This window comes from Paraburkholderia acidicola (assembly GCF_002362315.1).
Taxonomy (GTDB): domain Bacteria; phylum Pseudomonadota; class Gammaproteobacteria; order Burkholderiales; family Burkholderiaceae; genus Paraburkholderia; species Paraburkholderia acidicola.
This window is the reverse complement of sequence record NZ_MTZV01000004.1, coordinates 1,545,281-1,568,643: the sequence shown is the minus strand read 5'-3', so window position 1 is coordinate 1,568,643 and position 23,363 is coordinate 1,545,281. Positions and strand designations below refer to the sequence as shown.

Here is a 23,363-nt window from a genome sequence, read left to right as displayed (position 1 = left end):
CGCTTCTTCGATTGAGCATGACAAAACGGGTGCTGAGGCGCCCGTTTTGCTTGCGATGGTGGGATTTCGTTTGCGTTCTCCGACCTGCAGCCTGTGATCGGTCCGCTTAGCGACCCGCGTGCACCGTGCTCACGAAGTGAGTTCACCGTCGAGCGTGAATAGCTTGCGCAGTTGATGCGCGACGCCCGCTTCGAAGTTGTTGCCGATGCGCGGCACATCCGGAAGCCTCGCGATCAGATCCGGGTTCGCGTTATTCATCATGAATGGATGCCCGGCTGTTTCGAGCAGATCGATGTCATTCATGTTGTCGCCGAACGCGACGCAGTGCGAGGGCGCCACGCCGAGACGATCGAGCACGAAGCTCAACGCCCGCCCCTTCGATACATTCGACGTCATCACCTCGAGACAATCGGACGCCGAGTACGTCACGTACAGCGAGTTGCCGAACGCCCGCTGCAGGTTCACCGCCACGTCTGCGAGGTCGGCGGCCCGGCCGATGTACAGAACCTTCGCAATGTCAGTGCCGTCGTGCTGCGGCATGTCGACCACGGAATAGCGGAAACCCGAGTCCTGATGAAAGCTCAGCAGCTCCGGTGCATCGCGATCGATCAACCATGTCTGGTCGGCAAACAGATTGACGATGATGCGCCCATGCGAACCGGCGATGTCCGGTCGCACGAGGCGCCGTACGGTGACGGGCGGGAGATCGTCGGCGTAGATCTTCGTGTCGTCGGGTGCGTGGATTCGCGCACCGTTCGACGTGATCAGATACGGACGGATGCCGAGCAGGTCGCGAATGCCGGCTGCATCGCAATAGTGACGGCCGGTCGCGATGATGAACTGCACACCCTGCGCTTCGAGTCGCCGCACGGTTTCGATAGTGAGGGGATCGAGCTGGTGGTCGCTGTTGAGCAGGGTTCCGTCTAGATCCGTCGCGATGACTTTGTACATGGTGTGGTTCGGTGGACGACTTGAGTGAGCAACATCAAGCGGCATATTTTATCGCCTGTCCACTACACCAGCCGCCTATTTTCCGGCGAGGCGTGCGGCTTCGCGCTGGGCGAGCTGCAAGCCGCCATGCGCTGAATCGGCCAGCGGCGTACGCAAACGATGCTGATATGCCGACGGTACGCACGGACGCAATGGTTCCGCGAGGCCGCCGCATAAGGCCACCGGCATCGTATGTGAAGGGTCGAGCGCGGCGATCATCTTGCCGATTTCCGCTCCCGCATGCGCGAGCAACTGCGCGGCGAACGGATGCTCACGATGCGCGAGGATCACGGGCGCGAGCGTCGCATAGGCGGTCTGGTTCGCTTCGCATAGCCAGACGATCAGCCCTTCGGTGTCGGTTGCGCCGGCGTGCGCGAGCAGCGCCTGCGCGAAGGCGTCGACGGGCACGCGGCCATCGGCCGCCTGTTGCGCGTGAACGATCCCGCGCACGCCGAGCCATGCGCCGCTCGCTTCATCGCCCGATGGAAAACCAAAGCCGCCGACGATCCGGCATGCGCCCTCACGATCGAGCACGGCCGCAATGCTGCCGGTGCCGATCGCGACAATCACGCCGGACTCGCCGCCATGCGCACCGAGCAAGGTCGTGTACGCGTCGCTCTCGACCGCGAGACCGGCAAGCTGCGGCGCCGCGGCGTGGAAGGCTGCGAGCCAGTCGCGGTTAACGGTGCCCGCGAGGCCACACCCAAGCACGCAACGCGATCTGTCGTACGTCAGGCCGGCGGCAGCGAAAGCGCTGGCACAACCGGCTTCAATCGATTCCCACGCGCGTTCGACGCCAAGCCCGAGCCCCGATGGGCCGCTCGATGCCTGCGCCAGCACGCGGCCGTCTGCATCGCCGAGGATCAGGCGAGTCCCCGTGCCGCCACCGTCGATGCCGAGCAAAAAGATGTCTGTATTCATGCGCTAAAGATTCGTGAAGGGATGCCGCATAGCGTGGCAGGTCCACTGCAATCCGGCAATCGACCAAAAGGCCAGGTGGCGGCGCCAGTCCATTCCGCTATGCTTGACCAACCTGAACAAACGGAGCCGGACCGTGACACAGCGATGCACCTGGGCAACGAGCGAAGCGCTCGCACACTACCACGACACCGAATGGGGCGTGCCTTCGCGCGACGATCAGCATCTGTTCGAAATGCTGGTGCTAGAAGGCGCGCAGGCCGGGCTATCGTGGTCGACAATCCTGAACAAGCGGGAAGGATACCGGCGGGCATTCGCCAACTTCGATATCGACACCGTCGCCCGCTTCACCCCAAAGCAGCTCGAACCGCTGATGCTCGACGCGAGCATTGTCCGTAATCGCGCGAAGATCGAATCGGCGGTGGTCAATGCGCGCGCCGTGCAGCAGATCCAGGCGGAACATGGTTCGCTCGCGAACTTTGTCTGGTCGTTCGTCGATCAGACGCCGATACAGAACGCATTGACTTCGTATCAGCACGCCCCGGCCTCGACCGAGATATCCGACGCGCTCAGCAAGGCGCTCAAGAAATATGGATGCAAGTTCGTCGGCACGACGATCTGCTATGCGTTCATGCAGGCCGTAGGGATGGTCAACGATCACCAGACCGATTGCGTGCGTCACGCGCAATGCGCGGCGCTCGGCAGGAAGGGACGCAAGCGCAAGGCGGGCTGATAGCTGGGTTTTCGCTGGCGGCGTGAGTGTGAGCATGCGCTCACTTGCCGCTTTTTCGGCATTTTTGCAACATAAGCGGCCGAAAAGCGCGGCACTCCGGGAAAGTCCCGAATCTGCTGATATCGGCGGCTGTCAGCCCCGCGGCTAAAGGCTTTGCGCGACGCTCATCGGGCTCGCACTCGTCGACCTGCGGTCAACGTTGCGCTTCGATGCCCGTCAAATTCCATTTTTACCGCCTGGGCCCGTTATAACGGTTAACAAGCGGCTGGGTCGCGTCGTGCAAACAGACGACACACCATCGGCACCCGGGACTAAGGTGCCTCGCTCGAATAACGAACGACCGCTGCGCGCTGCGCAGAGGAGAAACACCTTGAAAAATCCAGACTTCCTGAGCCATCAGGAGATATTCGACCAGGCTGTGGGCCATCTTTTCGGCCAGGGCCGAACCGCTCTTCTTCCGCGGGGCGGCGGCGCCTATCGGGGCTATTGCGGCGGTTGTCCAGTTGGCAGCTTTATCAAGCCGCGCGACTACATGACCGCGATGGAAGGGATTCCGGTGCGCTACATCGGTAAGCCGCCGGTCGACGTGCCCGCGTATATGGACGTCGGTGTTCTCGCCCTGAAGAAAGCGCTGCTGCGCGCGCGCATCAATATCTACGATCCACTCACCGTCGAACTGCTCAGTTGCCTGCAGAACGTTCACGACGTTTTTGCCCGGCGGGAATGGGATGAGCGGCTTGCGTCGATCGCCCGCCAGTTCGGTTTATCCGCGGACTGCATGAAGCGCGTTGCTTAAGCACCTTCAACCCCACCCCGTCTCCCGAACCGATTACCGCTACAGACGAAAAACGGCGGGGTGGCTTCTTTCGAAGCCCCCCCGCCGTTAAGGCCATCCGTAAAAGCGTGCTTAGTGCAGCTTTTTCGGCAGCATCTGGCTACGCAGGCGCTTGTGCAGGCGCTTCACAGCTGCAGCCTTCTTGCGCTTACGAGCCGTGGTCGGCTTTTCGTACGATTGGCGTTCACGCAGTTCGGCGATCAGGCCATTTTTTTCGATAGCGCGACGAAAGCGGCGGATCGCCACTTCGAACGGCTCGTTTTCTTTCAGAAGAATCGTCGTCATGTAATTCCTAACTCAAATCGCTTGATACGGTTAACTGCGTGGCGGTAAGCCGCTCACGCGCCGGCCCTCCGGGCGCTTCAATTCATGGATGAACCACGGATGAAACGAGAGGTAAAGCGGCCGCGGAGGCCGGAAAAGAGAGGTGGGGAGTTCACCGCTTAACACGGGCAGACGCATGTTGCAGCCCCGCGTCTGATCGCCGCCCTGGCGCCGGAAACGACGTCAAAACGGCAAAAATCTCAATTCACTCTCGATCATATCAGGAAAGCAGCCGGCAGACCACCCTTTTAACGATTCCGCTCAGGCACTTGCGTCATTCAACGTACTAATGTCGTCGTCCGTAAGGGCCAGATGTACCGCTGCCACAAGGCTTTTCAACTGCTCAAGCGAGGTCGCGCTGGCAATCGGCGCCGTGACGCTGGGCCGTGCGATCAGCCACGCCAGCGCTACCGTTGCGGGTGTCACATCGTGGCGACCGGCGACTTCGTCGAGCGCTGCCAGAATGCGCAGCCCCCGCTCGTCGAGGTACGGCTCCACGCGGCTGCCGCGGGCGCTCTTTGCGAGATCCGCCCGTGACCGGTACTTGCCCGACAGAAAGCCACTTGCAAGGCTGTAGTACGGCACGACGCCCAGGTGTTCCGCCGTTGCGACCGGCTCAAGGTCCTGCTCGTAGGGGCCCCGATCATACAGGTTGTATTCGGGCTGCAACAGCTGATAACGCGGCAAACCATCCGCCCGGGCCACATCGAGCGCTTCCTTGACCCGCGCGCCGCTGTAGTTCGAGGCGCCGATCACTCGCACCTTGCCCGCTTCGATCAGCCGTTGATAGGCGCCGAGCGTTTCCGCGAGCGGCGTATCGGGCAAATCGTAATGCGAGAAATAGACGTCGATGTAATCGGTTTGCAGGCGACGCAATGAGTCTTCGACGGCGGTCTGGATGTTGTCCGCGGAGAGGCCCTTGCGCCGCTCCAGCTTGCCCACCTTGGTCGCAACGACGATCTGATCGCGCTTGCCACTGCGCTTGAACCACTTGCCGATGATCGTTTCGGACTCCCCGCCCTGATTGCCGGGAACCCATGCGGAATAGACGTCGGCGGTATCGATGAAATCGAGGCCCGCATCGGCGAACGCGTCGAGAATCGAGAACGAAGTCGCTTCGTCCACGGTCCAGCCGAACACGTTGCCACCGAACACCAGCGGCGCGACTTCCACCGAAGAATTGCCAATCAAGCGTTTCTGCATGACACCTCCATGAGCGCGATGTGCGGGGAGCCATCGAGAATACGCTCCCGCGTCCACCCTCGCAGCGAGCACGCCGCGTGCCGCGTCTCCCGGCGACGCCCCTAAAGTTTTCACGCAGATGCGCCGACAACCAGGAAAGGCGGGCAGCGCCGCTCGTCAGAAGCGCTACGCCGAAACTGAACCAGCCTATATCCGAGGCGTTTTCCAAACGAGGGAAAAAATGCTGAATATCAACACGAACATTCTTTCGCTGCAGACTCAAACGAATCTGTCCGGCTCACAAAATGCGCTGTCGCAAGCCATCAACCGCCTGTCGTCGGGCAAGCGCATCAACAGTGCAGCCGACGATGCAGCAGGCCTCGCGATCGCCACGAGCCAAACCGCCGCCATCAACGCGCTGAACCAGGGCGTGGCTAACGCGAACAACGGGATCTCGATGGTGCAGACCGCCGCCGGCGCGATCTCGTCGACCGTCGACAACCTGCAACGTATCCGTCAGCTCGCTACCGAATCGGGCGACGGCTCGCTCGGCACCGCCGCTCAGGCGAACCTGCAGACCGAAGTCAGCACGCGTCTGACGGAAATCAACCGGGTCGAATCGCAAACGACGTTCAACGGCCAGGCCGTGCTCGGCGGACTGGGCAACGTGCAGTTCCAGATCGGCGCGAACGCGAACCAGACCGTGACCGCGAACTTCGGCACCACGGTGTGGAACACGGGCGGTCTCGGCGTGTCGGGTCTGGACATCTCCACGACCTCGGGTGCACAGGCTGCGATCACGGCGATCGACGCCGCACTCGCTTCGGTCAACAACTTCCAGGCAACACTCGGCGCAACGCAAAACACGTTCTCGTCGGCGATCACCAACACGCAAACGACGTCGACCAACCTGAGCGCCGCGAAATCGCAGATCACCGACGCCGACTTCGCAGCGGAAACGGCCAACCTGAGCAAGGCACAAGTGCTGCAACAAGCCGGTATCTCGGTGCTGGCCCAGGCGAACTCGCTGCCGCAGCAAGTGCTGAAGCTGCTCCAGTAAGGATTAACCGATGGACACGGCATCGCAGTATGATGCCGTGCCGCCGGAGCCGTCGCTTCATTTGCATCATCGGTTCCGGCAAGCCATACCCGCAGTTTTCAAAGCATCGGCAACACCGCCGGGAGGCACGCCTCCCGGTACGCGTTTGTCATCGGGTAAAGACCCGATGTCGTAGCCACGAATGGAGCATTCCGCATGAGCTCGACGACGTCCTCGACGACAGGAACCAGTCCCGCCGACGTAAGCAATCTGCTTGCGCAGGCCGCACAGTCCATTATCAGTGGCTCGACGAAATCGACGCTCGACGTCAATTCGCTCGTCTCGGCGCTCGTCACCTCGAAGACTGCTGCGCAAAACGCGACGATCACCAACAAGCAGACGCTCGATAACACCCAGCTCACCGCAATCGGTCAGCTCAAGTCGGCGCTGTCGGCCCTGGAGACGGCTGTAAGCGGTCTTGCCGACGGCACGTCGCTGGCGGCGTTCTCGGCTACCGCGAGCGGCAACGGCATCACGGCGACGACGGCCACCACCGGCGTGAACGCCGGCAGCTACAACGTCAATGTCAGCTCGATTGCGACCGCGGACAAATATTCATCGTCGGCCTTCACGAGTTCGACGAGCGTGGGCACCGGCACACTGACGCTGTCGCTGGGCACGAGCGGCTCGATGACGGTCAACGTCGACTCGACGGACAATTCGATCACCGGCATCGCCGCCGCGATCAACGCATCGTCGAATAACCCCGGCATCACGGCAACGGTCGTCAATGCCACCGACGGCCAGCATCTCGTGCTCATGTCGAATTCGACCGGCGCGGCCAACACGATTTCGATGACTGCCAGCTCGGGCCTGAACAGTGCGCTCAACACGTCGAACATGACGGAGCTGCAGAAGGCGCAGGACGCGAGCCTGACGATCGATGGCGCGCAGGTCACGAGCCCGACCAACTCGATCAGCAACGTGCTGCCCGGCGTGACGATCAACCTGACCGCCGCCGCCGTCAACACGCAGCAGACACTGACGGTTGCGACCAGCACGACTGCGCAAACCACCGCGATCACCAGCTTCGTCACCGCGTACAACAACTACGTGACCACGGCCGCGTCGCTGTCTTCGTACAGCTCGACGGCGGCATCGGGGACGCAGGCGGGCCCGCTGCTCGGCGACGCGATGTTGAACTCGATTACGAACGGGCTTGCGTCGATCATCAGCGGCGGGGTCACCACCGGCAGTGGTACGTTTAGTCTCTCTTCGATCGGTCTGAACCTGCAGGACGACGGTACCATCGTGACTGACTCGGCCGCGCTGCAGACTGCGCTGACGGCGAACCCGGGCACCGTGGCAGCGCTCTTCAACACGACCAACGGCATGGGCGTGCAGCTCAACAATTTCGCCAACACCTATGTGCAGACGAGCGGCACGATCGACCAGCGCACCGCGTCGATCAACTCCGATCTGACGAGTCTGTCCTCTCAGGCCACGGCGCTGCAGACCTATTCGAGCACGCTGACCGCGCAGTACAACGCGCAGTTCACCGCGCTAAACAATCTGATGGCGACGATGCAGAACAACACGCAGTATCTGAACCAGCTGTTCGGCGGCAACGGCGCGGCCGGTACGCTGAACAAGGCGTCGTAAGCAGCGCTCTACGGGGGAATGCAGCATGTCACACGAATCGTTGTCGCGCGCATACGAACTGACCCAGGCGATGAACGCCGCGGCCACCGAAGGCGACTGGCTGTATGCAGCGGAACTCGCCGACAAGCGCTCGCCGCTGCTGATGTCGCTGACCGCCGATCAAACCCCGGACGCCCTCGCGACGATCCGCGCGATCCTGGACATCGATGCGGAGATCGAGCGCATTGCGCAGCGTGGTCGCGACGCGCTGATGAGCGACATGCATGCTTCGATGCGACGTGTCGAAGCGGTGAGCTTCTATCAGGCTACCGGGCAGCTCTAGTTACATCTAGTCGGACATAGTGACCGAACACCGCAGTGGTCGAATGCGGGGTATTCAGGTAACACTCCATGCCGCAGCGATGCGGCTTTTTTTCGCCTCCCAGATCACGCGGAACGCCCGGTACACCCGCACTGTTCCAGCGTTTTCGCCGATCTCTGTACATCGACACCACGAATCGGCCCTCACATAATCCGGCAACCCATTCCCGGTTGCCTGACATGAAAACATTCCCGGCCTTTCGCGCTGCAGCTTGCCACGTGGCGCCCTGTTATTTCGATTCCGCCCGCACGATCGACAAGGCTTGCGCACTCATCGCGGAAGCGGCGCATCACGGCGCGGAACTGATCGCGTTCCCGGAAGCGTTCGTCTCGGCGTTTCCCGTGTGGTCCGGCGTGTATGCACCCGTCGACGTGCACGATTTCTTTTTCAAGCTCGCGGCCAGCGCCGTCGAAGTCGACGGCGCGGAGGTCCGTCGCCTCCAGGACGCGGCACGCCATCACCGTGTGTTCGTATCGATCGGCATCAACGAGGTGTCGCCGGTGAGTCCCGCCTGCATCTGGGACACGAACCTGCTGATCGGCGACGATGGCAAGCTGCTGAATCGCCACCGCAAACTGGTGCCGACCTACTGGGAAAAGCTCACGTGGGCAAACGGCGACGGCAGCGGCCTGCGCGTCGTCGATACCCGCATCGGGAAAATCGGTGCGCTGGTGTGCGGCGAAAACACCAATTCGCTTGCGCGCTTCTCGCTGCTGGCGCAGGGCGAAAACGTGCATGTCTCGTCGTTCTCACCGCGCTGGCCGACCCATCCGCCCGGCGAGGCTGGCTACGATCTCGAGGCTGCCATCCGTCTTCGTGCCGGCGCGCATGCATTCGAAGGCAAGGTATTCAACATCGTCGCCTCGGGTTTCCTGCCGCCGGACGCCATCGATCTGATCGCCCGGGACAACAGCCGCGCGAGGCAACTGCTCGAAGAGTCGCCCAAAAGCGTGTCGATGATTTTTGGGCCGGATGGACGCGTGATCAGCGATACGCTGCGCGATGACGAAGGTATCGTGTATGCGGACATCGACCTCGCTAAGTGCGTCGTGCCCAAACAGTTTCAGGACGTCGTCGGTTACTACAACCGCTTCGACGTGTTCCGCCTGAGCGTCAATCGTCGCCCGCTTACGGCGGCTGAATTCGACGACGGCGACACGCCGGTTTCGCTTCCCGAGCGTTCGCTCGATGCGGGTCTACTGGACGACGTCGCGCTTCGACCCGGTACGGAGCGCTGAATCATGCGCGTCATCGATCTATACAGCGACACGAAGACGACACCGACCGACGCCATGCGCGCCGCGATGGCGCGGGCCGAGGTCGGCGACGAGCAGGCCGACGAAGATCCGACTACGCGCGCGTTGTGCGATCGGGTGAGCGCCGAACTGGGTTATCCGAGCGCCGTATTCATGCCGTCCGGAACGATGTGCAATCTCGTCGCGACACTGGTTCATACGCGTCCCGGCGACGAACTGATCGCCGACGCCGAATCGCACATCTGCACGACGGAAGCAGCGGGCGCTGCGGCAATCGCCGGTGCGGCCGTCAATCCCATCAGGACCGCGGATGGCGTTTTCACCGCCGACGAATGCCGCGCCGCGATCCGCGCACCAGGCAGAACCGCACCACGTTCCGCGATGGTCTGCATCGAGCAGACCACGAATTTCAGCGGCGGCGCCATCTGGCCGCTGGACACGTTGCGGCAGGTGCGCGATGTCGCGCTCGATGCCGGACTCAGAACCCATATCGACGGAGCGCGGCTGTTCAATGCGAGTTGCACGACAGGCATTGCGCCGCGCACGTACACGGAGGGCTGGGACTCTGCGTGGATCGATTTCACCAAAGGACTCGGCTGCCCGGTCGGCGCGGTGCTCTGCGGCAGCGAGTCGTTCGTGCGTGACGCGTGGGTCTGGAAATACCGGCTGGGTGGCGCCATGCGGCAGTCCGGTGTGCTGGCGGCCGCCGCGCTCCATGCGCTCGATCACCACGTCGAACGTCTTGCTGACGATCACGCGAATGCCCGACTGCTGGTCGAACGCCTCGAAGCGGAACCGTACTTCTCGTTTTCCGCGGTGAAGCCGGCCACCAACCTGATCCTGTTCTCCCTCCGCGGTCTGTCGGTCGACGCCGACCAGTTTGTCCGCCACGCGACGCAGGCAGGCGTGCGCATCCGTGCGCTGCCGAACGGCAAGCTGAGAGCAACCACCCATCTCGGCGTGACAACCGACGATATCGCCTGCGCGGCAGCGATCCTGATCGCGACCGCGTGGCGCTACACGGCATAGCTAGCGCTAGCGATTGGCGCCGGTCGCTACGCCAGGTGCCCGTTACCGTTTCATGCAAAGGATCGACCACGTGAGCACTTCCGCCCAGTTGTTTATCGTCGACGTATTCACTCAGCACGCTTTCGCAGGCAATCCGGTGGCCATCGTGATTCCGGACATCATGCCGACCGACACGCGCATGCAGGATTTCGCGCGATGGATCGGCATGCCGGAAACGGTGTTCGTGTCGCCCGACACGCAGGACGAGCGGGCAGCCTATAGCGTGCGGATCTGGTCGCCGCGGCGTGAGCTGCCGTTCGCCGGTCATCCGTCGATAGGCACCGCCCATCTATTGCTGGATCACGCCCGCATCGATGTCAGCCACGGCCGGTTTATCCAGGCGTGCCCTGCGGGGCTGATCGACATGCGCACGGAGGAGATCGTCGGTGGGAAACGGCGCGTGTGGTTTACGACGCCGCCCGCCACGGTGCAGCCTTTGAGCGACGACGACGCGGAGGCGATTCTCGCAGCCCTCGGTCCTTTTGCGGAGTCATCGCGTGTGTTCATGGTCGAAGCCGGAGCGAAGTGGCTGGTTCTGGAGCTACCGGATGTCGCCGATATCGATCGGCTCGCTCCTGTACAAGACGAACTGGACCGACTGAGCCGGCTACACGGCGTGATCGGCGTCACCGCCATCGGCAAAACGCGATTCGATGCCGACACTGATTACGAAGTCCGTTCGTTCGCCCCATCCATCGGTGTGCCGGAAGATGCGGTGTGCGGCGGCGGTAACGCGTGTGCTGCCGCGCTGCGCTCATGGTTGAACAACTGGCGCCCCGGCTCTGCAACGCAGGTTGCAAGCCAGGGCAAACATCTGGGGAGATCCGGCCGCATCTTCTGGAAAGGCCCAGATGTGGCACACCGAGTTGAGATCGGTGGCTGTGCCGTCATCGTTTCGGACGGCAGCGTCCGGTTATGACCCAACTGGCGAACGACCAGCAGATGTCGCGCACCGGGTACGATGCGAAACTATCGCTCAACCTAGCCCATGCTCCTCCGCCATGCTTCCAACGGAACCGTTCCTCCATGTGTCGCTGGCCGCCACGCTCGAAGCAGAAATCGAGCGCGGCATGTGGTCGCCCGGCCAGCGCTTGCCGTCGGTCCGGCAACTCAGCCAGGCACAGCGCGTCAGCGTCACGACCGCGCTGGCGGCCTATCGTCTGCTGGAGGACAAACGGCTCATCGAAGCGCGTCCTCAGAAAGGCTTTTACGTCCGCGCCGAAATCCATCCGCTGAGCGCCCCTGAACGCATCGCCCTGCACGTCGAGCGCGCGGATGAGTCGCTGACGCGCGAGACGCTGAACTGCCTCGATACGACAGCGAATCTGGTGTCCTTTGGCACTGCGCTGTGCGGCAAGGAGCTGTTCCCGATCGAAGCGCTCTCGCGCTGCATTTCATCGACCGCGCGCAAACATCGCGAACTGCTCGCCGAAGTTTCGTTTTCTCCCGGCTCGAAGCGCTTGCGTGAAAGTCTTGCGAGCCATGCGTCCAGCTGGAACTGCCAGTTGAACGCCGACGAAGTTCTCGTCACCAACGGTTGCGTCGAGGCATTCGGCCTGTGCCTGCAAGCGGTTGCGAGAGCGGGAGATGCGATCGTTGTCGAATCGCCCGCTTACTACGGCTTCCTTTCGACCATCGAGTGGCTTGGCATGATCGCGCTGCCGCTCGCATTCGCGCCCGACCCGGCGCGTGCTTTTTCCGACATCGCCCGGTTATCGAAAGAACGTCGCATCGGTGCGTGCCTGATGTCGACCTGTGTCAGCAATCCGGGCGGGACCGGACTGACGCTCGATATGAAACGCGAACTGGTCGAGCTGCTCGAGCGTACCCAGATTCCGTTGATCGAGGATGCGACCTTCAGCGATCTACATTTCGAATCGACGCAGCGCGCGGCCAGATCATACGATCGCACCGGCAATGTGCTGCTATGCAGTTCGCTGTCGAAGACGTTGTCGCCCGGATTGCGCATCGGCTGGGTTTCCGGCGGCCGTCATCACGACGCGCTCGTATCGCTCAAGCGAACCATGAGCATCGGACAGCCACTGCTGATCCAGGAAGGCGTGGCCGAGTATCTGTGTAGCGGCGGCTACCACCATCACTTGCGTCAGTTGCGCAAGCACTGTCAACGTCAGGTCGAGCAGACTGCGCAGATCGTTCGGCGGCACTTTCCGGCGGGCACGCAGTTCTCGTTACCGAATGGCGGCTACCTGCTGTGGGTTCGTTTGCCGGACATCGTGCTGAGTAGCGCGCTCTATCGGCGCGCGTTCGACGCAGGCATTACCGTTGCGCCCGGGCCGATGTTTTCGCCCGACGGAAAATTTGAAAATTTCATCCGGCTGAACTGTGGTGAGCCGCTCGATGCCAGTAGACGGAGAGCGTTGCTGCGGCTGGGGGAGTTAGCGCATGAGCTGGTCGGCAGTGCCCCTGGATAAGGCGACTTACAAGCGGCGCCACATTTCCATGAAGGCCGCTTCCAGTTGCCTCGCGAAACGCCGCGCGTCGCATAGCGGCGATTGCAGCACCTGCGCCCGCAACCCCGCACGCAACGCGGCAAGCCGCGGCAAATCCTGAGCAAACGCAATCGCTTTCGCGACGTAGTCTTCATCATCGGTGGCGATCCAGTCGGAGAGGCCCACCGTGTGCAACACCGTCTCGCCGAGATGCGACAGGAAGCGATCGCCGCGACGGCTCAGCACCGGCACACCCATCCACAGTCCTTCGACACTCGTCGTGCCGCCAGGGTACGGAAAAGGATCGAGCGCCAGGTCGACTCGATTGAACGTCGCGAAGTACTGATCGCGCGGCGACGGCCCTTCGAGTACCAGACGCTCCGCTGCGATACCGTGCGCAGCGAAGCGCTCGAGCGTCACGCGCTGGGTCCACGGCTCGTTCAACTGATGGTTCTTCAGCAGCAGACGCGATTCTGGCAATGCATGCAGAATGCGCGACCACACGGCGATCACACCATCGTTGAGTTTCTTCTGGTTGTTCAGGTTGCCGAACGTGATCGCACCGCGCGTGAGCGCCGGCAGCGGCCCGATGTCGATCTCGCGCTCGGGCAGCGTGAAGCACAGATAGCTGTCGGGCAGACGCCAGAGTTTCTCGACGAAGTGCCCTTCCTCGTTCGCCGGCAACACGTGCCGGTCGCCGAGTACGTAGTCGATCTCGGCGATGCCGGTCGTCGCGAAGTACCCGAGCCAGCTCACCTGCACGGGAGCCGGCTTCCATGCGAACACCGGCAGCCGGTTGCGTCCAGTGTGTCCGGACAGATCGACGAGGATGTCGATGCGATCGTCGTGAATCCGTTGTGCAACCGCTTCGTCGCTTTGATCGACGATGTGGCGCCACGCCGAGAAACGCGGGCGCAGACGCTCCGTCACTTCGTCGTGCAGAAGCGCATTCGAATACGCAATTGGTTCGATGCGCGTGCGATCGAGATGCGTCAACACGCTTTCGATGAAGTAGCCGACCGGATGCTTGCGCAGATCCGCTGATACGAATCCGATGCGCAACGGTCGCGTGGTGAGCGCATCGGTGCGTGTGTGCACGAAAGGCGTCGCGCGGGCCGCCATGCGCTCACCGAAATAGCGTGCATCGCGCAGATGTGCATCCGGTGACCAGCCGCTCGCATACGACTGACCAAACAGCACGCACGTATGCGACTCCGCGTAGTCTGGATCGAGTGCAAGCGCCTTGCGGTAGCACTCGACGGCCGCATCGAAGTCGTTCAGATCCGCCAGGATCGTGCCGAGATTGTTGTGAAACGACGGCACGTCGTCCTTCAGCGACAGCGCTTTGCGGCTCATCGATAGCGCCTGCTGCGCGCGGCCCATCCGGTTTAGCGCATTCGAAAGATTGTGATACGCGTCCGCGAAATCCGGTTCGACCGCGATCGCGCGTTCGTAGGCAATCACCGCGTCCTCGAGACGGCCCTGTCCGTTCAATGCGTTGCCGAGCGTGTTGTGTGCGTCGGCGCGATCGGGCTGCAGCGTCGCGACCGTCGTGAACGATGCGATCGCCTCGCGATACGCGCCGCGCTCTGTCAGTGCGATCCCGAGGTTGTTATGTGCGACGACCAGTGCCGGCGACGCTGCGATGCTCGCGCGATAGCATTCGATCGCCGCATCGAGATGCCCCTGCTGCTTCAACACATTGCCGAGGTTGTTATGCGCCTCTGCAAAATCGGGCCTGGCATCGATTGCCTTGCTGTAGCTCAGCGCGGCCGCTTCCAGTTGCTGCAAGTCCTTCAGCGCGTTGCCGAGGTTGTTGTAGGCCTCGGCATAACCTGGTCGCAGTGCGATAGCCTGCGCGCAGCTTTCCATCGAACCGGCCGCGTCACCCGATTCGCGCAGCGCATTGCCGAGGTTGTTGTGCGCTTCGGCGTAGTCGCCTTTCAGCGTGACGGCGCGGCGGTAGCAGTCGATCGCATCGGACAACGCGCCACGGTCCTTCAGCATGTTGCCGAGGTTGTTGTAGTAGATCGCGTTCGGATTCGCTGCGATCGATTCGCGCATCAGCGCGATGCCCGCAGCGGATTCGCCGATCTGGCAGGCGAGCAGCCCGGAGAAGTGCAATGCGTCTGCGTGTTTCGGCAGCACGGCAAGGATGCGCTGATAGCGTGCGTGTGCCTCTGCGAACCGGTTCGCCTGATGATGTGCCAGCGCTTCTTCAAGCAGGCGCTGGATCGTCTGTGCATCAGGCACGCGGCGCGTTGGTGTCGAATCTGCGCGCTGGCGGTACATGTCTGCAAACGCCGCTTCGAGACACTTCGCGAAGCGCGGTGCGTCGCATAACGGTGAGGCGAGTATCTGCGTCCGCAAGCCAGCGCGCAAAGCGGTGAGGCGTTTGTGATCCGCGGCGAATGCGACGGCCTTTGCGACGTAGTCGTCGGTATCGGCGGCGATCCAGTCGGCGAGTCCCGCCGATTGCAGCAGGCTTTCGCACAGATGCCCAAGGAACCGATCGCCGCGACGACACAACACCGGTACGCCCATCCACAGTCCTTCGACGCTCACCGTACCGCCTGGATACGGAAACGGGCTCAACGCGATGTCGACGCGGTTGTACGCATCGAGATACTCGCTACGCGGCGAACGGCCTTCCAGAATCAAACGTGCGCCTTCGATACCGAGCGCCGCGAAACGCTGCAGCGTTGCACACCGCGCGAACTCATCGTCGAGTTGCTTCGTCTTCAGGAAGAGCCGCGATCCCGGCACCGCGTTGAGAATTCGCGCCCATGCCGACACGACCGTGTCGTTCATCTTCATCAGATGATTGAAGCAACCGAACGTGATCGTGCCGTGCGCGAGCATCGGCAGCGGACCTATGGCGATTGCTTCGGTGGGCGGTGTGAAGCACAGGTAGCTGTCCGGCAGGCGCCATACGCGCTCGACGAACTGCTGTTCCTCTTTGGGGGGGGCGACATGGCGATCGGCGAGTATGTAGTCGATCGAGCGCAGACCTGTGCTCGCGAAATAGCCGAGCCAGCTCACCTGTACTGGCGCTGGCCGCCATGCGAACACCGGTAGCCGGTTGTGGACCGTGTGCCCCGCCAGGTCGACGAGGATGTCGATGCGATCGTCGCGGATGCGGCGCGCGGCGGCTTCGTCGGTGAGACCCGCGAGCGGTGTCCACGCGGCGAAGCGCGGCTTGATGCGCGCGGTCAGTTCGTCTTCGACACGACGCGTCGGGTACGCGATCGCTTCGATCCGCTGCGAATCGAGGTGCGCCAGGATGCTTTCGAGAAAGAAACCGACAGGGTGTGTTTTTAGATCGCCGGAAACGAAGCCTACGCGCAACGCCTTCGATGGCGCGTGATGGTGTGTGCGATCGTCCGCGGGCCAGTCGGTGAATGGTTGCGCGCCTGCCGTTGCCTGTTCGCCGAAGAGCAGCGCCTGCGCCAGATAATCGGCAGGCGGCGTGGCCTCGCGGTAACTCAAGATGAACAGCAAGTTGCTGTACGGCTCCATCAGATCGGGCTGCAGTTCGATCGCCTTGCGATAGTGATCGATTGCGCCTTCCAGATCGCCGAGATCCACAAGCGTATTGGCGAGGTTGTTATAGGCCTGCGCATAGCCCGGTTGCAGCGCGATTACCGTGCGAAAGCTCTGTACCGCCGCATCGTATTGGCGCAGTTCGCGCAACATGTTGCCGAGATTGTTGTGCGCGTGCGCGTAGTCGGGTTGCAGTACGAGCGCCTGCCGGTAGCTTTCGATCGCCGCCGCGTGGCGGCCCATACGACCGAGTGCATTGGCGAGATTGCTGTAGAAGATCGCGCTCGGGCCTACGGCGAGCGCGCGCATGATCCAGTCGACGGCTTCTTCGAGTCGCCCTTCGTGATACGCGATCAGGCCGAGTAGATGCAATGCGTCGGCGTGGTTGGGCTGCGCTTGCAGGATCTGTTGATAGATCGCCGCGGCCTCGGCGAAACGGCCGGCGTGCTGGTGTGTGAGGCCGGTTTCGATTGGTGTGGGCAGAAGTTCGGCGCCTGGAGAACCGGTCGCGTTCACTCGGCGGACTTCTGTGGATAGCGTTGGTTGTCGATGCGACGGGGCGGTGTGCCGGGCGCCGGGTTTGGGTTACTGACGGTAGCCATGAGGTGAATCCACCTTTCTCTCGATTGAACTGTGCGCGCCGCGGACGCAGGACCGCACTGTGCGATGACGGTAGCTTAGCGTTTGCGGTGGTGGGGCAATTGGGGGAATAGGGGGTGGTTTGGGGGGTATTTTGAGGGGTCGTGCTCTACTGTCGCTGGTCGACCCAAAGCGGCTGGCCGGGGCGCCGTCCTGCAATAACTTCAGCGGCCTCGGGCTCTACCGGTGGAATCAAATATGGGTCGGCACTGACAACAGTCAGAACCACTTCCTCTCCCAGTTAGCCCAGGTCGTCACCAACAAACAGGTGATGAGCAATGCGTTATATTCCCATCCCCCATTCGCATGTCCGCCAACGACAAAAAAACCGCGTTGCCAGTTAAACATCACGACGCCGACGAAATAAATGGCTGACAAAATGAGGGAAATTGGGAGCACCAGGATGCGCAAGGCGAGTAGCACCGTACCAACGGTTTCAGCAATACACACCAGCCAGGCGACGAGCAAACCTGCGGGCACGCCTGAATCTTGCAAAAGGCCGCCAAAGCCGGAGACTTCACCCAGATAAATACGGTAGGAACCGTGGGTGAAGAGGATTGCACATACGACTACACGCAACAGATCAGTTCCCGCCGTTTCTCTTGAAACTACTCTGTCAAACCATGTCATCACTCACCCCCAATCACTTTGTTATAGAGAATTTCATTGGGCTTTTCTTTCGGGACGAACACATTGGATATTCGCAGGTTTGTCGAACGATTGTCTATGATCTCGAAGTCAATGTCGACCGACCGTTCCTGGCCGGACAGAACCGAATAACGATCCTCTCTGACCGACCCAATTCGACCGGTCCAATATCCGCCATCCGGCCATTCGTTCATCGTGGCATGCAATAGGCTACTGTCCCGTCGCAAGAACAAACCGAAGCGATAAAAAACAAACCCCTACGCCACCCGCAGATCCCACAACGCATCAAGCACATGTTGCGTCGAACGCTCGACATGCCCCGCACGATGCGCAATACCGAGCCGCCGCCACAACGCCGGGCGTAGCGGACGCATGACAATGCGCTTGTCGGGCGATGGCGTAGTGGCCTCATGAGGCAACAGCGCCGCACCATAACCTGCCGCTACCAGGCTCTTGATCGCATCGTTGTAATTGAGCTGAATGCGCGGCGCGGGATGGTGCCCCGCGGTCGCAAACCACTCCGTAGTCAGACGCGAGAGACGCGTGGTCGCGTCATTAAGAATGAGAGGTTGAGCGGCGAGCCATTCAGGCGTAATGCGAGCCGGACTCCGCCAATGCGCCGGCACAAAAGCCATCACGGGGTCGCGACGCCAGGGCTTTATCACGAGTCCAGCCACTGGAGGCTGAGGCAGTGCGACCAGCCCAATATCCAGCGTCCCATCCGCCAATCGAGTGAGCGTTTCATGTGAGGTGAGTACCGCGATCTGAATATCGATCGCGGGATGGTGCTGACGCAGCACATCAAGCGCTTGCGGCAAAAGATGCGCAATCGCGCCGGTCGACGCTCCGAGCCGACAGCGTCCGACAAGCCCTTGAACCTGGCGATGAACATCGTCTAACGCCTGTTCCGCGTCGTCCAGCAGCCGACGCGCGCGCTCGACCAACAACTCGCCTGTTGCCGACGGCCGAACATGTCCACGCTTGCGCGACAGGAGCGGAGCCCCGATGCGCTCTTCCAGTTCGGCGATGTGGAGGCTGACCGTTGGCGGCGCCAGATGCAACGCACGCGCCGCGTCGGCGAATGAGCCACGGTCGACAATAGCGACCAGAGTGCGCAAGCGGTCCAGGCTGATCTCTCGCATGTCGGCGTCCTGATTCAGAAAAGCTGAATATCACGGTTATGAAATTCAACTTTCACTATTCTAGCGCTGCGCCGAAGATAACAACCTCGTTCCACTTGTTACCAGTCACCGGAGTATCGCGCGCATGAGCTCTCCCCTTGTTTTCATCGACGGCGACCAGGGCACCACCGGGTTGCAGATTCACGAACGGCTTCGCGGCCGGACTGATCTGCAACTGGTCACGCTTCCCGCGGCGGAACGCAAGGATTCCAGGCGTCGCGCGGAAGCCATCAACGCCTGCGACATCGCCATCCTCTGCCTGCCCGATAGCGCCGCGCGTGAGGCGGTGGGCGCCATTGTTAATCCCGCTGTCAGAGTAATCGACGCAAGTTCCGCCCATCGCACACAGCCGGACTGGACATACGGCTTTCCGGAAATGACTCCGGGGCAGGCTGAGCGCATTGCGACCGCACGTCGGGTAACCAATCCAGGTTGCTATCCGACCGGTGCAATTGGCTTGTTGCGCCCGCTGCTGCAGGCTGGGCTCATACCACGCAGCTACCCGGTCAGCATTTACGCGGTGTCTGGTTACTCCGGAGGCGGGCGTGCCGGCGTGGAAGAACACGAGGGGCCGGGTGCTGCCAACGCACCGTCGTACCAGGTGTATGGTCTGGAGCTCGCGCACAAGCACACCCCGGAGATTCAGCAGCACGCGGGACTCACGCGGCGTCCGATCTTCGTCCCTTCATATGGTGCGTACCGCCAGGGCATCGTGCTGACGGTGCCCCTGGATGTGCGGATGCTGGCACCCGGCGTAGAGGGCGCTGCGTTACATGCGTGCCTCGGACGCCACTATGCTGAGGCAGCCCACGTACATGTCTTGCCGCTGCACGAATCGGGCGCTTTAAAGCAGTTGGATCCGCAGGTACTGAACGGTACCGACGATATGCGCTTAAGCGTGTTTTCTAACCTGGAACACGGGCACGTTCTGCTATCGGCGGTTTTCGATAATCTCGGCAAGGGTGCAGCCGGCGCTGCGGTTCAGAACCTGAACCTGATGCTCGCGCGGTAGTGGTGGCCGATGGTTTGCGCTGGTGTTTGGCTGCACCTATATGCCAACGAATGTTGGCGATCTGGTCGTGGCAATCGAATGTCTCAGACTGGCCGGCTACCGCGCGACGCGACTGGCTGAGTCCGACCCAAACCAGCCGGTGGCGAATGGCCGCTTCCGGGGGGGGGTGCGAAAGCAAGAGCGCGATCAAATCCTCGGAACGAGCATCCTTGGTTTTGAGCTCGGCAATGATGTTGACGCTCATGTTGTCATGTCCTTTCTTGGTCCGGCTCGGTCGTGGGAACCGGTCGCCACCGGCTGAAATGACCTCATCGCTCGCAGGCAATCCTGCTTTGCGCGCAGCGCTCCAGGCGATCCGATCAGATCGCAGGTTCGGCGACGGCCGTGTTCAGCATGATGACCAACTGGGTGATCAGCCCGTCCTGAATGTTGAAGTAGTAAGTCAGCACGACGGGATCGGGCAGCTTGCTCCTGTCGAAGGTGCCGTCGACCTTGCATCGGACGATGATGCTGCCGTACTGCTCATAGGCAACCTGCGGGTCTAGCGTGACCTTGTCTCCGAAAATCTCCTTGTCGGCCCATTTACGAATGGCCTCGTGGCCGAGGAATTCGCGCCGGTTATCGTTGAGCAGGGCGTCGGGCGCCAGAGTTGCCATCAACAACTCGGGGTCAGGCGCATTGTGAGCCCGGATGTGGTCCTTGACGACCAGCGGCAGTTCGTTAGTGATGTCTTTCATTGCATTTTCCTTCTCACAGTGGGCCCGTCCCTGTGACGAACTCGATGCCATTCAATCTATCAATTCCCGTTGCGGCATGGTACTGAGTCATCTGGAATACAATCAATTCCAGTTTGGAATGAATTAGGAGACGCCTATGGATCGTCTGGACGCGATCGACCTGTTCGTTCGAGTGGTCGACTCCGGCAGCTTTTCTGCGGTTGCCCGCACACTCGGCGTCGGCCAGCCAGCGGTAAGCAAGCAGGTTGCTGCGCTTGAGGCGCACCTTGGTGCTCAACTGTTGCAACGAACCTCGCGTAGTCTGACGCTCACCGAGGCTGGGCGCGACTTCTACGAATCCGCCGTGCGCCTTGTGGGCGATATCGAAGCCGCCGAGTCCCGCGTCGGGCGCGGCCGGATCGCACCATCTGGCTTGGTGCGCGCCACCGTGGCGCCGGTTTTCGGCCGGCTCTATGTTGTGCCCCGATTGCACGAATTCTTCGCCCGCTATCCGGAGGTGACAGTCGACCTGGTGGTCGCTGACCGCCTCATCAACCTGGTCGAGGAGGGTATTGATGTCGCCATCCACAATGGCGAGCTGTCGGATTCCAGCCTCATTGCCACGAGGATCGCACAGACCCCGGTCGTCACCGTCGCCACCCCCGCTTATCTGGCGGCACACGGCGAGCCCGCGACGCCGGCGGAACTCGAGCGACACTCCTGTGTGATCTATGCCCCACAAGGCGCGCCGCGCGTCTGGGGATTCGCCGGCAGGTTCGGCGCGATCACCTATCAGCCCAAGGGCGCTTTCCGTACCAACGATGCCGAGCAAATCCGCGCCGCTGTCCTGGCCGGTCTGGGCTTGGCTCACACGCCGGGCTGGCTATTTGATTCGGAAATCGCCTCCGGTGCCGTGCAGCCGGTGTTGACTGACTTCGAACCCGCCCCGCTGTCAATTAGCGCGGTCAGGTCCGGCAACCGGTTCCTGGCCAGCAAGGTCAAGGTTTTCATCGACTTCCTGGCAGAGATCTTTGCCGAGCAGTCCGGTCTCGCCCTATAGCCAGCGAAAGATGCGAAGCGGCTACCTGTCCAGTCTGGACCTCTAGCAAACGATCCTACGCCCGCACCTTTTAGAGGCAGCTGAAATCCTCCGCTGAAGATGGAGGAATACCGTCCACGAACGACCGCTTCCGGGTGGTCAATTCGGGCTATCGAGAGGCGGGTAATGGCCGGCTACCGCCCGACGCGACTGGCTGAGTTCGACCCGAAAGAGACGTTCGACGACCCCGTAAGCGGCCGTTCCCCCCCGCACTACGCATTGCGTGGCTCGATCACGAAGTCATACAGACCATCCGCTTTAGGCCCACGGATCAACGGCTTGGGCATGTGCTTGACCAACTGGAAGGTCCTGATACGGCCTCCTCCCACCTGCACGATGATATCCACGGGGGAACCATCTGCGTCGTGGTAGCGGGCCCCGACCGGCGTGTAACCGTAAAGCCGATCTTCGTGGAAAAGTGGTGCGTCGCTGGAAACATGTAGATCAAAATCGCTGGCGTCGCCATTGAGTTGTTCGATCACGCATCCTTCGATTTGGGCGACGAATTCTTCCGCGCCGAAGGGCGAACGACGCATCATTTCGACGAGCACCTCTTTCTCATCTTGAGTAAGAGGTCGGAGAGAGTGGCGCGGATAGTTCATGGTGTATGCCGACCCGGTCAACCTGGATGCACATTTGTTGTCGATTTCGGATCATGTGTCGACGGTCCATTCATGGCCGACTACCTCCCCGTGCAACCGGCCGAGTTCACCGGCAAATGACCCGTCACCGTCTTCCGGTTTGTACCAAGGCTGCCGCTCATGCGCGGAAAACCCCTGCCTCGTCTAGCATCGTGATTAGCCCCTCTGGATAGATAGTCTCGGTAGTAGAGAACAGTTCTTCCCGGCTCCACCAGCGGTGGTCCGCCATCACTTCAATTTCGTCTACAGTCCAACCATCACGTGAAATGGATTCCGTGTCTGTGTTAACGACGAAGTATTGTTCGACCGCGAGCACGCGCTCACCATCTGGTAACTGTAAGGGCACCTCGCGCCGGTCGACCGGTCCGGATACGTGCGCCTCGTGAATGCCAGTTTCTTCGCGGAGTTCTCGTATCGCAGCGTCCATGAACGTCTCACCCTGCTCGACACCACCGCCCGGCGTTGCCCAGTAGATCTTGCCCGCTAGCACGCCAGTCCTGTGCGCAAACCGGAACAGCAGTATTTGTCGCTTTGGAGTGACGATCAGCAACCTGGCCGACGGACGATTGCGCATGGGATTCGATCTGGAATTGGTGGGTTGTCAGCGATTCAGGAGACCATGTCGAATGGCGGCACCTAGCGGGGCAGAGCCGAACGACGATCGTCGCTGATCGCCCCTGAGCAGTCGCACCGACTAGACAACAGAACAGTATTTAAACGCCTTTGCGAGGACCAGTGGGCGAGGATTGCTATCCCATTCGTTGCATTCGAAGCGAACCAGTCCCTCGTTGATTGAGACTGCGCACGACAATATCAGACCATCGGTCGCTGAATCATGGTTGTAATCAAAACGAGAAACGCCTGTAAACATCAATCTAAACCGGGCAGGAGGTTTCCCGATTTGACTGTCGATTCTCAGGGTCAATGAGGCCTGGTCGCCGAGGCCACAATACATGCTCCCGCTTTGATCAACAAAGCGGCCGTCATTGAACTCTACCGATGTGATGCACGAATCGTGTAGACGATGTGTCTCACTCAGGAAGTGGAGGATTGCAGATTCGGAGTC

21 protein-coding genes are annotated in these 23,363 nt (G+C 61.4%); 11 read left to right on the top strand and 10 right to left on the bottom strand.

Annotated elements, in window-relative coordinates; translation table 11 throughout:
* Positions 1-129 precede the first annotated feature (129 nt).
* Entirely contained in the window at positions 130-951 is an 822-nt protein-coding gene (locus tag BWP39_RS17345) for a Cof-type HAD-IIB family hydrolase (protein WP_096722132.1), read from the bottom strand.
* A gap of 75 nt (positions 952-1,026) precedes the next feature.
* Positions 1,027-1,911 (bottom strand): BadF/BadG/BcrA/BcrD ATPase family protein, encoded by an 885-nt coding sequence (locus tag BWP39_RS17340; RefSeq protein WP_096722130.1) that lies wholly within the window; start codon positions 1,909-1,911, stop codon positions 1,027-1,029.
* Between the two features lie 133 nt (positions 1,912-2,044).
* Between BWP39_RS17340 and BWP39_RS17335 the strand changes: the two genes are divergently transcribed.
* Both BWP39_RS17335 and BWP39_RS17330 read left to right on the top strand, forming a co-directional pair.
* Positions 2,045-2,641: a DNA-3-methyladenine glycosylase I gene (locus BWP39_RS17335; protein WP_096722702.1), complete on the top strand. Its 597-nt coding sequence runs from the start codon at positions 2,045-2,047 to the stop codon at positions 2,639-2,641.
* Between the two features lie 370 nt (positions 2,642-3,011).
* The gene (locus BWP39_RS17330) at positions 3,012-3,437 is read left to right on the top strand and encodes a hypothetical protein (RefSeq protein WP_096722128.1); all 426 of its coding nucleotides are present in this window, start codon (positions 3,012-3,014) and stop codon (positions 3,435-3,437) included.
* Between the two features lie 111 nt (positions 3,438-3,548).
* Here BWP39_RS17330 and rpsU read toward each other — a convergent pair whose 3' ends face one another.
* Both rpsU and BWP39_RS17320 read right to left on the bottom strand, forming a co-directional pair.
* Positions 3,549-3,761 (bottom strand): 30S ribosomal protein S21, encoded by a 213-nt coding sequence (gene rpsU / locus BWP39_RS17325; RefSeq protein WP_006050883.1) that lies wholly within the window; start codon positions 3,759-3,761, stop codon positions 3,549-3,551.
* Positions 3,762-4,061: 300 nt separating this feature from the next.
* Entirely contained in the window at positions 4,062-5,003 is a 942-nt protein-coding gene (locus BWP39_RS17320) for an aldo/keto reductase (RefSeq protein WP_096722126.1), read from the bottom strand.
* 220 nt (positions 5,004-5,223) lie between these two features.
* On the opposite strand from BWP39_RS17320, the gene BWP39_RS17315 reads away from it, so the two are divergent.
* The 7 genes from BWP39_RS17315 to BWP39_RS17285 all read left to right on the top strand — a co-directional run bounded on the left by BWP39_RS17315 (position 5,224) and on the right by BWP39_RS17285 (position 12,800).
* The gene (locus BWP39_RS17315) at positions 5,224-6,042 is read left to right on the top strand and encodes a flagellin domain-containing protein (RefSeq protein ID WP_096722124.1); all 819 of its coding nucleotides are present in this window, start codon (positions 5,224-5,226) and stop codon (positions 6,040-6,042) included.
* 195 nt (positions 6,043-6,237) lie between these two features.
* Positions 6,238-7,683 carry a flagellar filament capping protein FliD gene (gene fliD, locus BWP39_RS17310; RefSeq protein WP_096722122.1) on the top strand — a complete coding sequence of 482 codons (1,446 nt, stop codon included), beginning with the start codon at positions 6,238-6,240 and terminating at the stop codon, positions 7,681-7,683.
* A gap of 25 nt (positions 7,684-7,708) precedes the next feature.
* On the top strand, positions 7,709-8,005 hold the full coding sequence (locus tag BWP39_RS17305; RefSeq protein WP_096722120.1) for a flagellar protein FliT: 297 nt from the start codon (positions 7,709-7,711) through the stop codon (positions 8,003-8,005).
* Between the two features lie 218 nt (positions 8,006-8,223).
* A complete protein-coding gene (locus BWP39_RS17300; protein WP_207556874.1) occupies positions 8,224-9,282 on the top strand; it encodes a carbon-nitrogen hydrolase family protein in 1,059 nt (352 codons plus the stop codon).
* Positions 9,283-9,285: 3 nt separating this feature from the next.
* Positions 9,286-10,329 (top strand): threonine aldolase family protein, encoded by a 1,044-nt coding sequence (locus tag BWP39_RS17295; RefSeq protein ID WP_096722118.1) that lies wholly within the window; start codon positions 9,286-9,288, stop codon positions 10,327-10,329.
* A gap of 70 nt (positions 10,330-10,399) precedes the next feature.
* A complete protein-coding gene (locus BWP39_RS17290) occupies positions 10,400-11,287 on the top strand; it encodes a PhzF family phenazine biosynthesis protein (RefSeq protein WP_157915152.1) in 888 nt (295 codons plus the stop codon).
* Between the two features lie 82 nt (positions 11,288-11,369).
* Positions 11,370-12,800 (top strand): aminotransferase-like domain-containing protein, encoded by a 1,431-nt coding sequence (locus tag BWP39_RS17285; RefSeq protein WP_207556873.1) that lies wholly within the window; start codon positions 11,370-11,372, stop codon positions 12,798-12,800.
* A 6-nt stretch (positions 12,801-12,806) separates the two neighbouring features.
* Here the strand turns inward: BWP39_RS17285 and BWP39_RS32125 are convergent, their stop codons facing one another.
* The 3 genes from BWP39_RS32125 to BWP39_RS17265 form a co-directional block, all read right to left on the bottom strand.
* Complete coding sequence (locus tag BWP39_RS32125; RefSeq protein ID WP_207556872.1) at positions 12,807-16,877, bottom strand: O-linked N-acetylglucosamine transferase family protein; 4,071 nt, start codon at positions 16,875-16,877, stop codon at positions 12,807-12,809.
* A gap of 342 nt (positions 16,878-17,219) precedes the next feature.
* Entirely contained in the window at positions 17,220-17,630 is a 411-nt protein-coding gene (locus BWP39_RS17275) for a DoxX family protein (protein WP_096722112.1), read from the bottom strand.
* Between the two features lie 275 nt (positions 17,631-17,905).
* The gene (locus BWP39_RS17265) at positions 17,906-18,790 is read right to left on the bottom strand and encodes a LysR family transcriptional regulator (protein WP_096722108.1); all 885 of its coding nucleotides are present in this window, start codon (positions 18,788-18,790) and stop codon (positions 17,906-17,908) included.
* Between the two features lie 124 nt (positions 18,791-18,914).
* Between BWP39_RS17265 and argC the strand changes: the two genes are divergently transcribed.
* Positions 18,915-19,841, top strand: coding sequence for an N-acetyl-gamma-glutamyl-phosphate reductase (gene argC / locus BWP39_RS17260; protein WP_096722106.1), 927 nt, complete (start codon positions 18,915-18,917; stop codon positions 19,839-19,841).
* A gap of 359 nt (positions 19,842-20,200) precedes the next feature.
* On the opposite strand, the gene BWP39_RS17250 is transcribed toward argC, so the two are convergent.
* Positions 20,201-20,578 (bottom strand): nuclear transport factor 2-like protein, encoded by a 378-nt coding sequence (locus tag BWP39_RS17250; protein ID WP_096722102.1) that lies wholly within the window; start codon positions 20,576-20,578, stop codon positions 20,201-20,203.
* A gap of 136 nt (positions 20,579-20,714) precedes the next feature.
* Between BWP39_RS17250 and BWP39_RS17245 the strand changes: the two genes are divergently transcribed.
* On the top strand, positions 20,715-21,617 hold the full coding sequence (locus BWP39_RS17245; protein ID WP_096722100.1) for a LysR family transcriptional regulator: 903 nt from the start codon (positions 20,715-20,717) through the stop codon (positions 21,615-21,617).
* 251 nt (positions 21,618-21,868) lie between these two features.
* On the opposite strand, the gene BWP39_RS17240 is transcribed toward BWP39_RS17245, so the two are convergent.
* Positions 21,869-22,258 carry a hypothetical protein gene (locus BWP39_RS17240; RefSeq protein ID WP_133116893.1) on the bottom strand — a complete coding sequence of 130 codons (390 nt, stop codon included), beginning with the start codon at positions 22,256-22,258 and terminating at the stop codon, positions 21,869-21,871.
* A gap of 157 nt (positions 22,259-22,415) precedes the next feature.
* On the bottom strand, positions 22,416-22,871 hold the full coding sequence (locus tag BWP39_RS17235; protein WP_096722096.1) for an NUDIX hydrolase: 456 nt from the start codon (positions 22,869-22,871) through the stop codon (positions 22,416-22,418).
* Between the last annotated feature and the right edge of the window lie 492 nt (positions 22,872-23,363).

What these genes read in the sequence shown, in the direction of transcription:
- argC (WP_096722106.1), top strand. Translation starts at nt 18,915, where the DNA reads ATGAGCTCTCCCCTTGTTTTCATCGACGGCGACCAGGGCACCACCGGG.
- BWP39_RS17315 (WP_096722124.1), top strand. Translation starts at nt 5,224, where the DNA reads ATGCTGAATATCAACACGAACATTCTTTCGCTGCAGACTCAAACGAAT.
- BWP39_RS17340 (WP_096722130.1), bottom strand. Translation starts at nt 1,911, where the DNA reads ATGAATACAGACATCTTTTTGCTCGGCATCGACGGTGGCGGCACGGGG.
- rpsU (WP_006050883.1), bottom strand. Translation starts at nt 3,761, where the DNA reads ATGACGACGATTCTTCTGAAAGAAAACGAGCCGTTCGAAGTGGCGATC.
- BWP39_RS17275 (WP_096722112.1), bottom strand. Translation starts at nt 17,630, where the DNA reads ATGACATGGTTTGACAGAGTAGTTTCAAGAGAAACGGCGGGAACTGAT.
- BWP39_RS17245 (WP_096722100.1), top strand. Translation starts at nt 20,715, where the DNA reads ATGGATCGTCTGGACGCGATCGACCTGTTCGTTCGAGTGGTCGACTCC.
- BWP39_RS17295 (WP_096722118.1), top strand. Translation starts at nt 9,286, where the DNA reads ATGCGCGTCATCGATCTATACAGCGACACGAAGACGACACCGACCGAC.
- BWP39_RS17265 (WP_096722108.1), bottom strand. Translation starts at nt 18,790, where the DNA reads ATGCGAGAGATCAGCCTGGACCGCTTGCGCACTCTGGTCGCTATTGTC.
- BWP39_RS17240 (WP_133116893.1), bottom strand. Translation starts at nt 22,258, where the DNA reads ATGAACTATCCGCGCCACTCTCTCCGACCTCTTACTCAAGATGAGAAA.
- BWP39_RS17235 (WP_096722096.1), bottom strand. Translation starts at nt 22,871, where the DNA reads ATGCGCAATCGTCCGTCGGCCAGGTTGCTGATCGTCACTCCAAAGCGA.
- BWP39_RS17285 (WP_207556873.1), top strand. Translation starts at nt 11,370, where the DNA reads ATGCTTCCAACGGAACCGTTCCTCCATGTGTCGCTGGCCGCCACGCTC.
- fliD (WP_096722122.1), top strand. Translation starts at nt 6,238, where the DNA reads ATGAGCTCGACGACGTCCTCGACGACAGGAACCAGTCCCGCCGACGTA.
- BWP39_RS17250 (WP_096722102.1), bottom strand. Translation starts at nt 20,578, where the DNA reads ATGAAAGACATCACTAACGAACTGCCGCTGGTCGTCAAGGACCACATC.
- BWP39_RS17305 (WP_096722120.1), top strand. Translation starts at nt 7,709, where the DNA reads ATGTCACACGAATCGTTGTCGCGCGCATACGAACTGACCCAGGCGATG.
- BWP39_RS17345 (WP_096722132.1), bottom strand. Translation starts at nt 951, where the DNA reads ATGTACAAAGTCATCGCGACGGATCTAGACGGAACCCTGCTCAACAGC.
- BWP39_RS17300 (WP_207556874.1), top strand. Translation starts at nt 8,224, where the DNA reads ATGAAAACATTCCCGGCCTTTCGCGCTGCAGCTTGCCACGTGGCGCCC.
- BWP39_RS17320 (WP_096722126.1), bottom strand. Translation starts at nt 5,003, where the DNA reads ATGCAGAAACGCTTGATTGGCAATTCTTCGGTGGAAGTCGCGCCGCTG.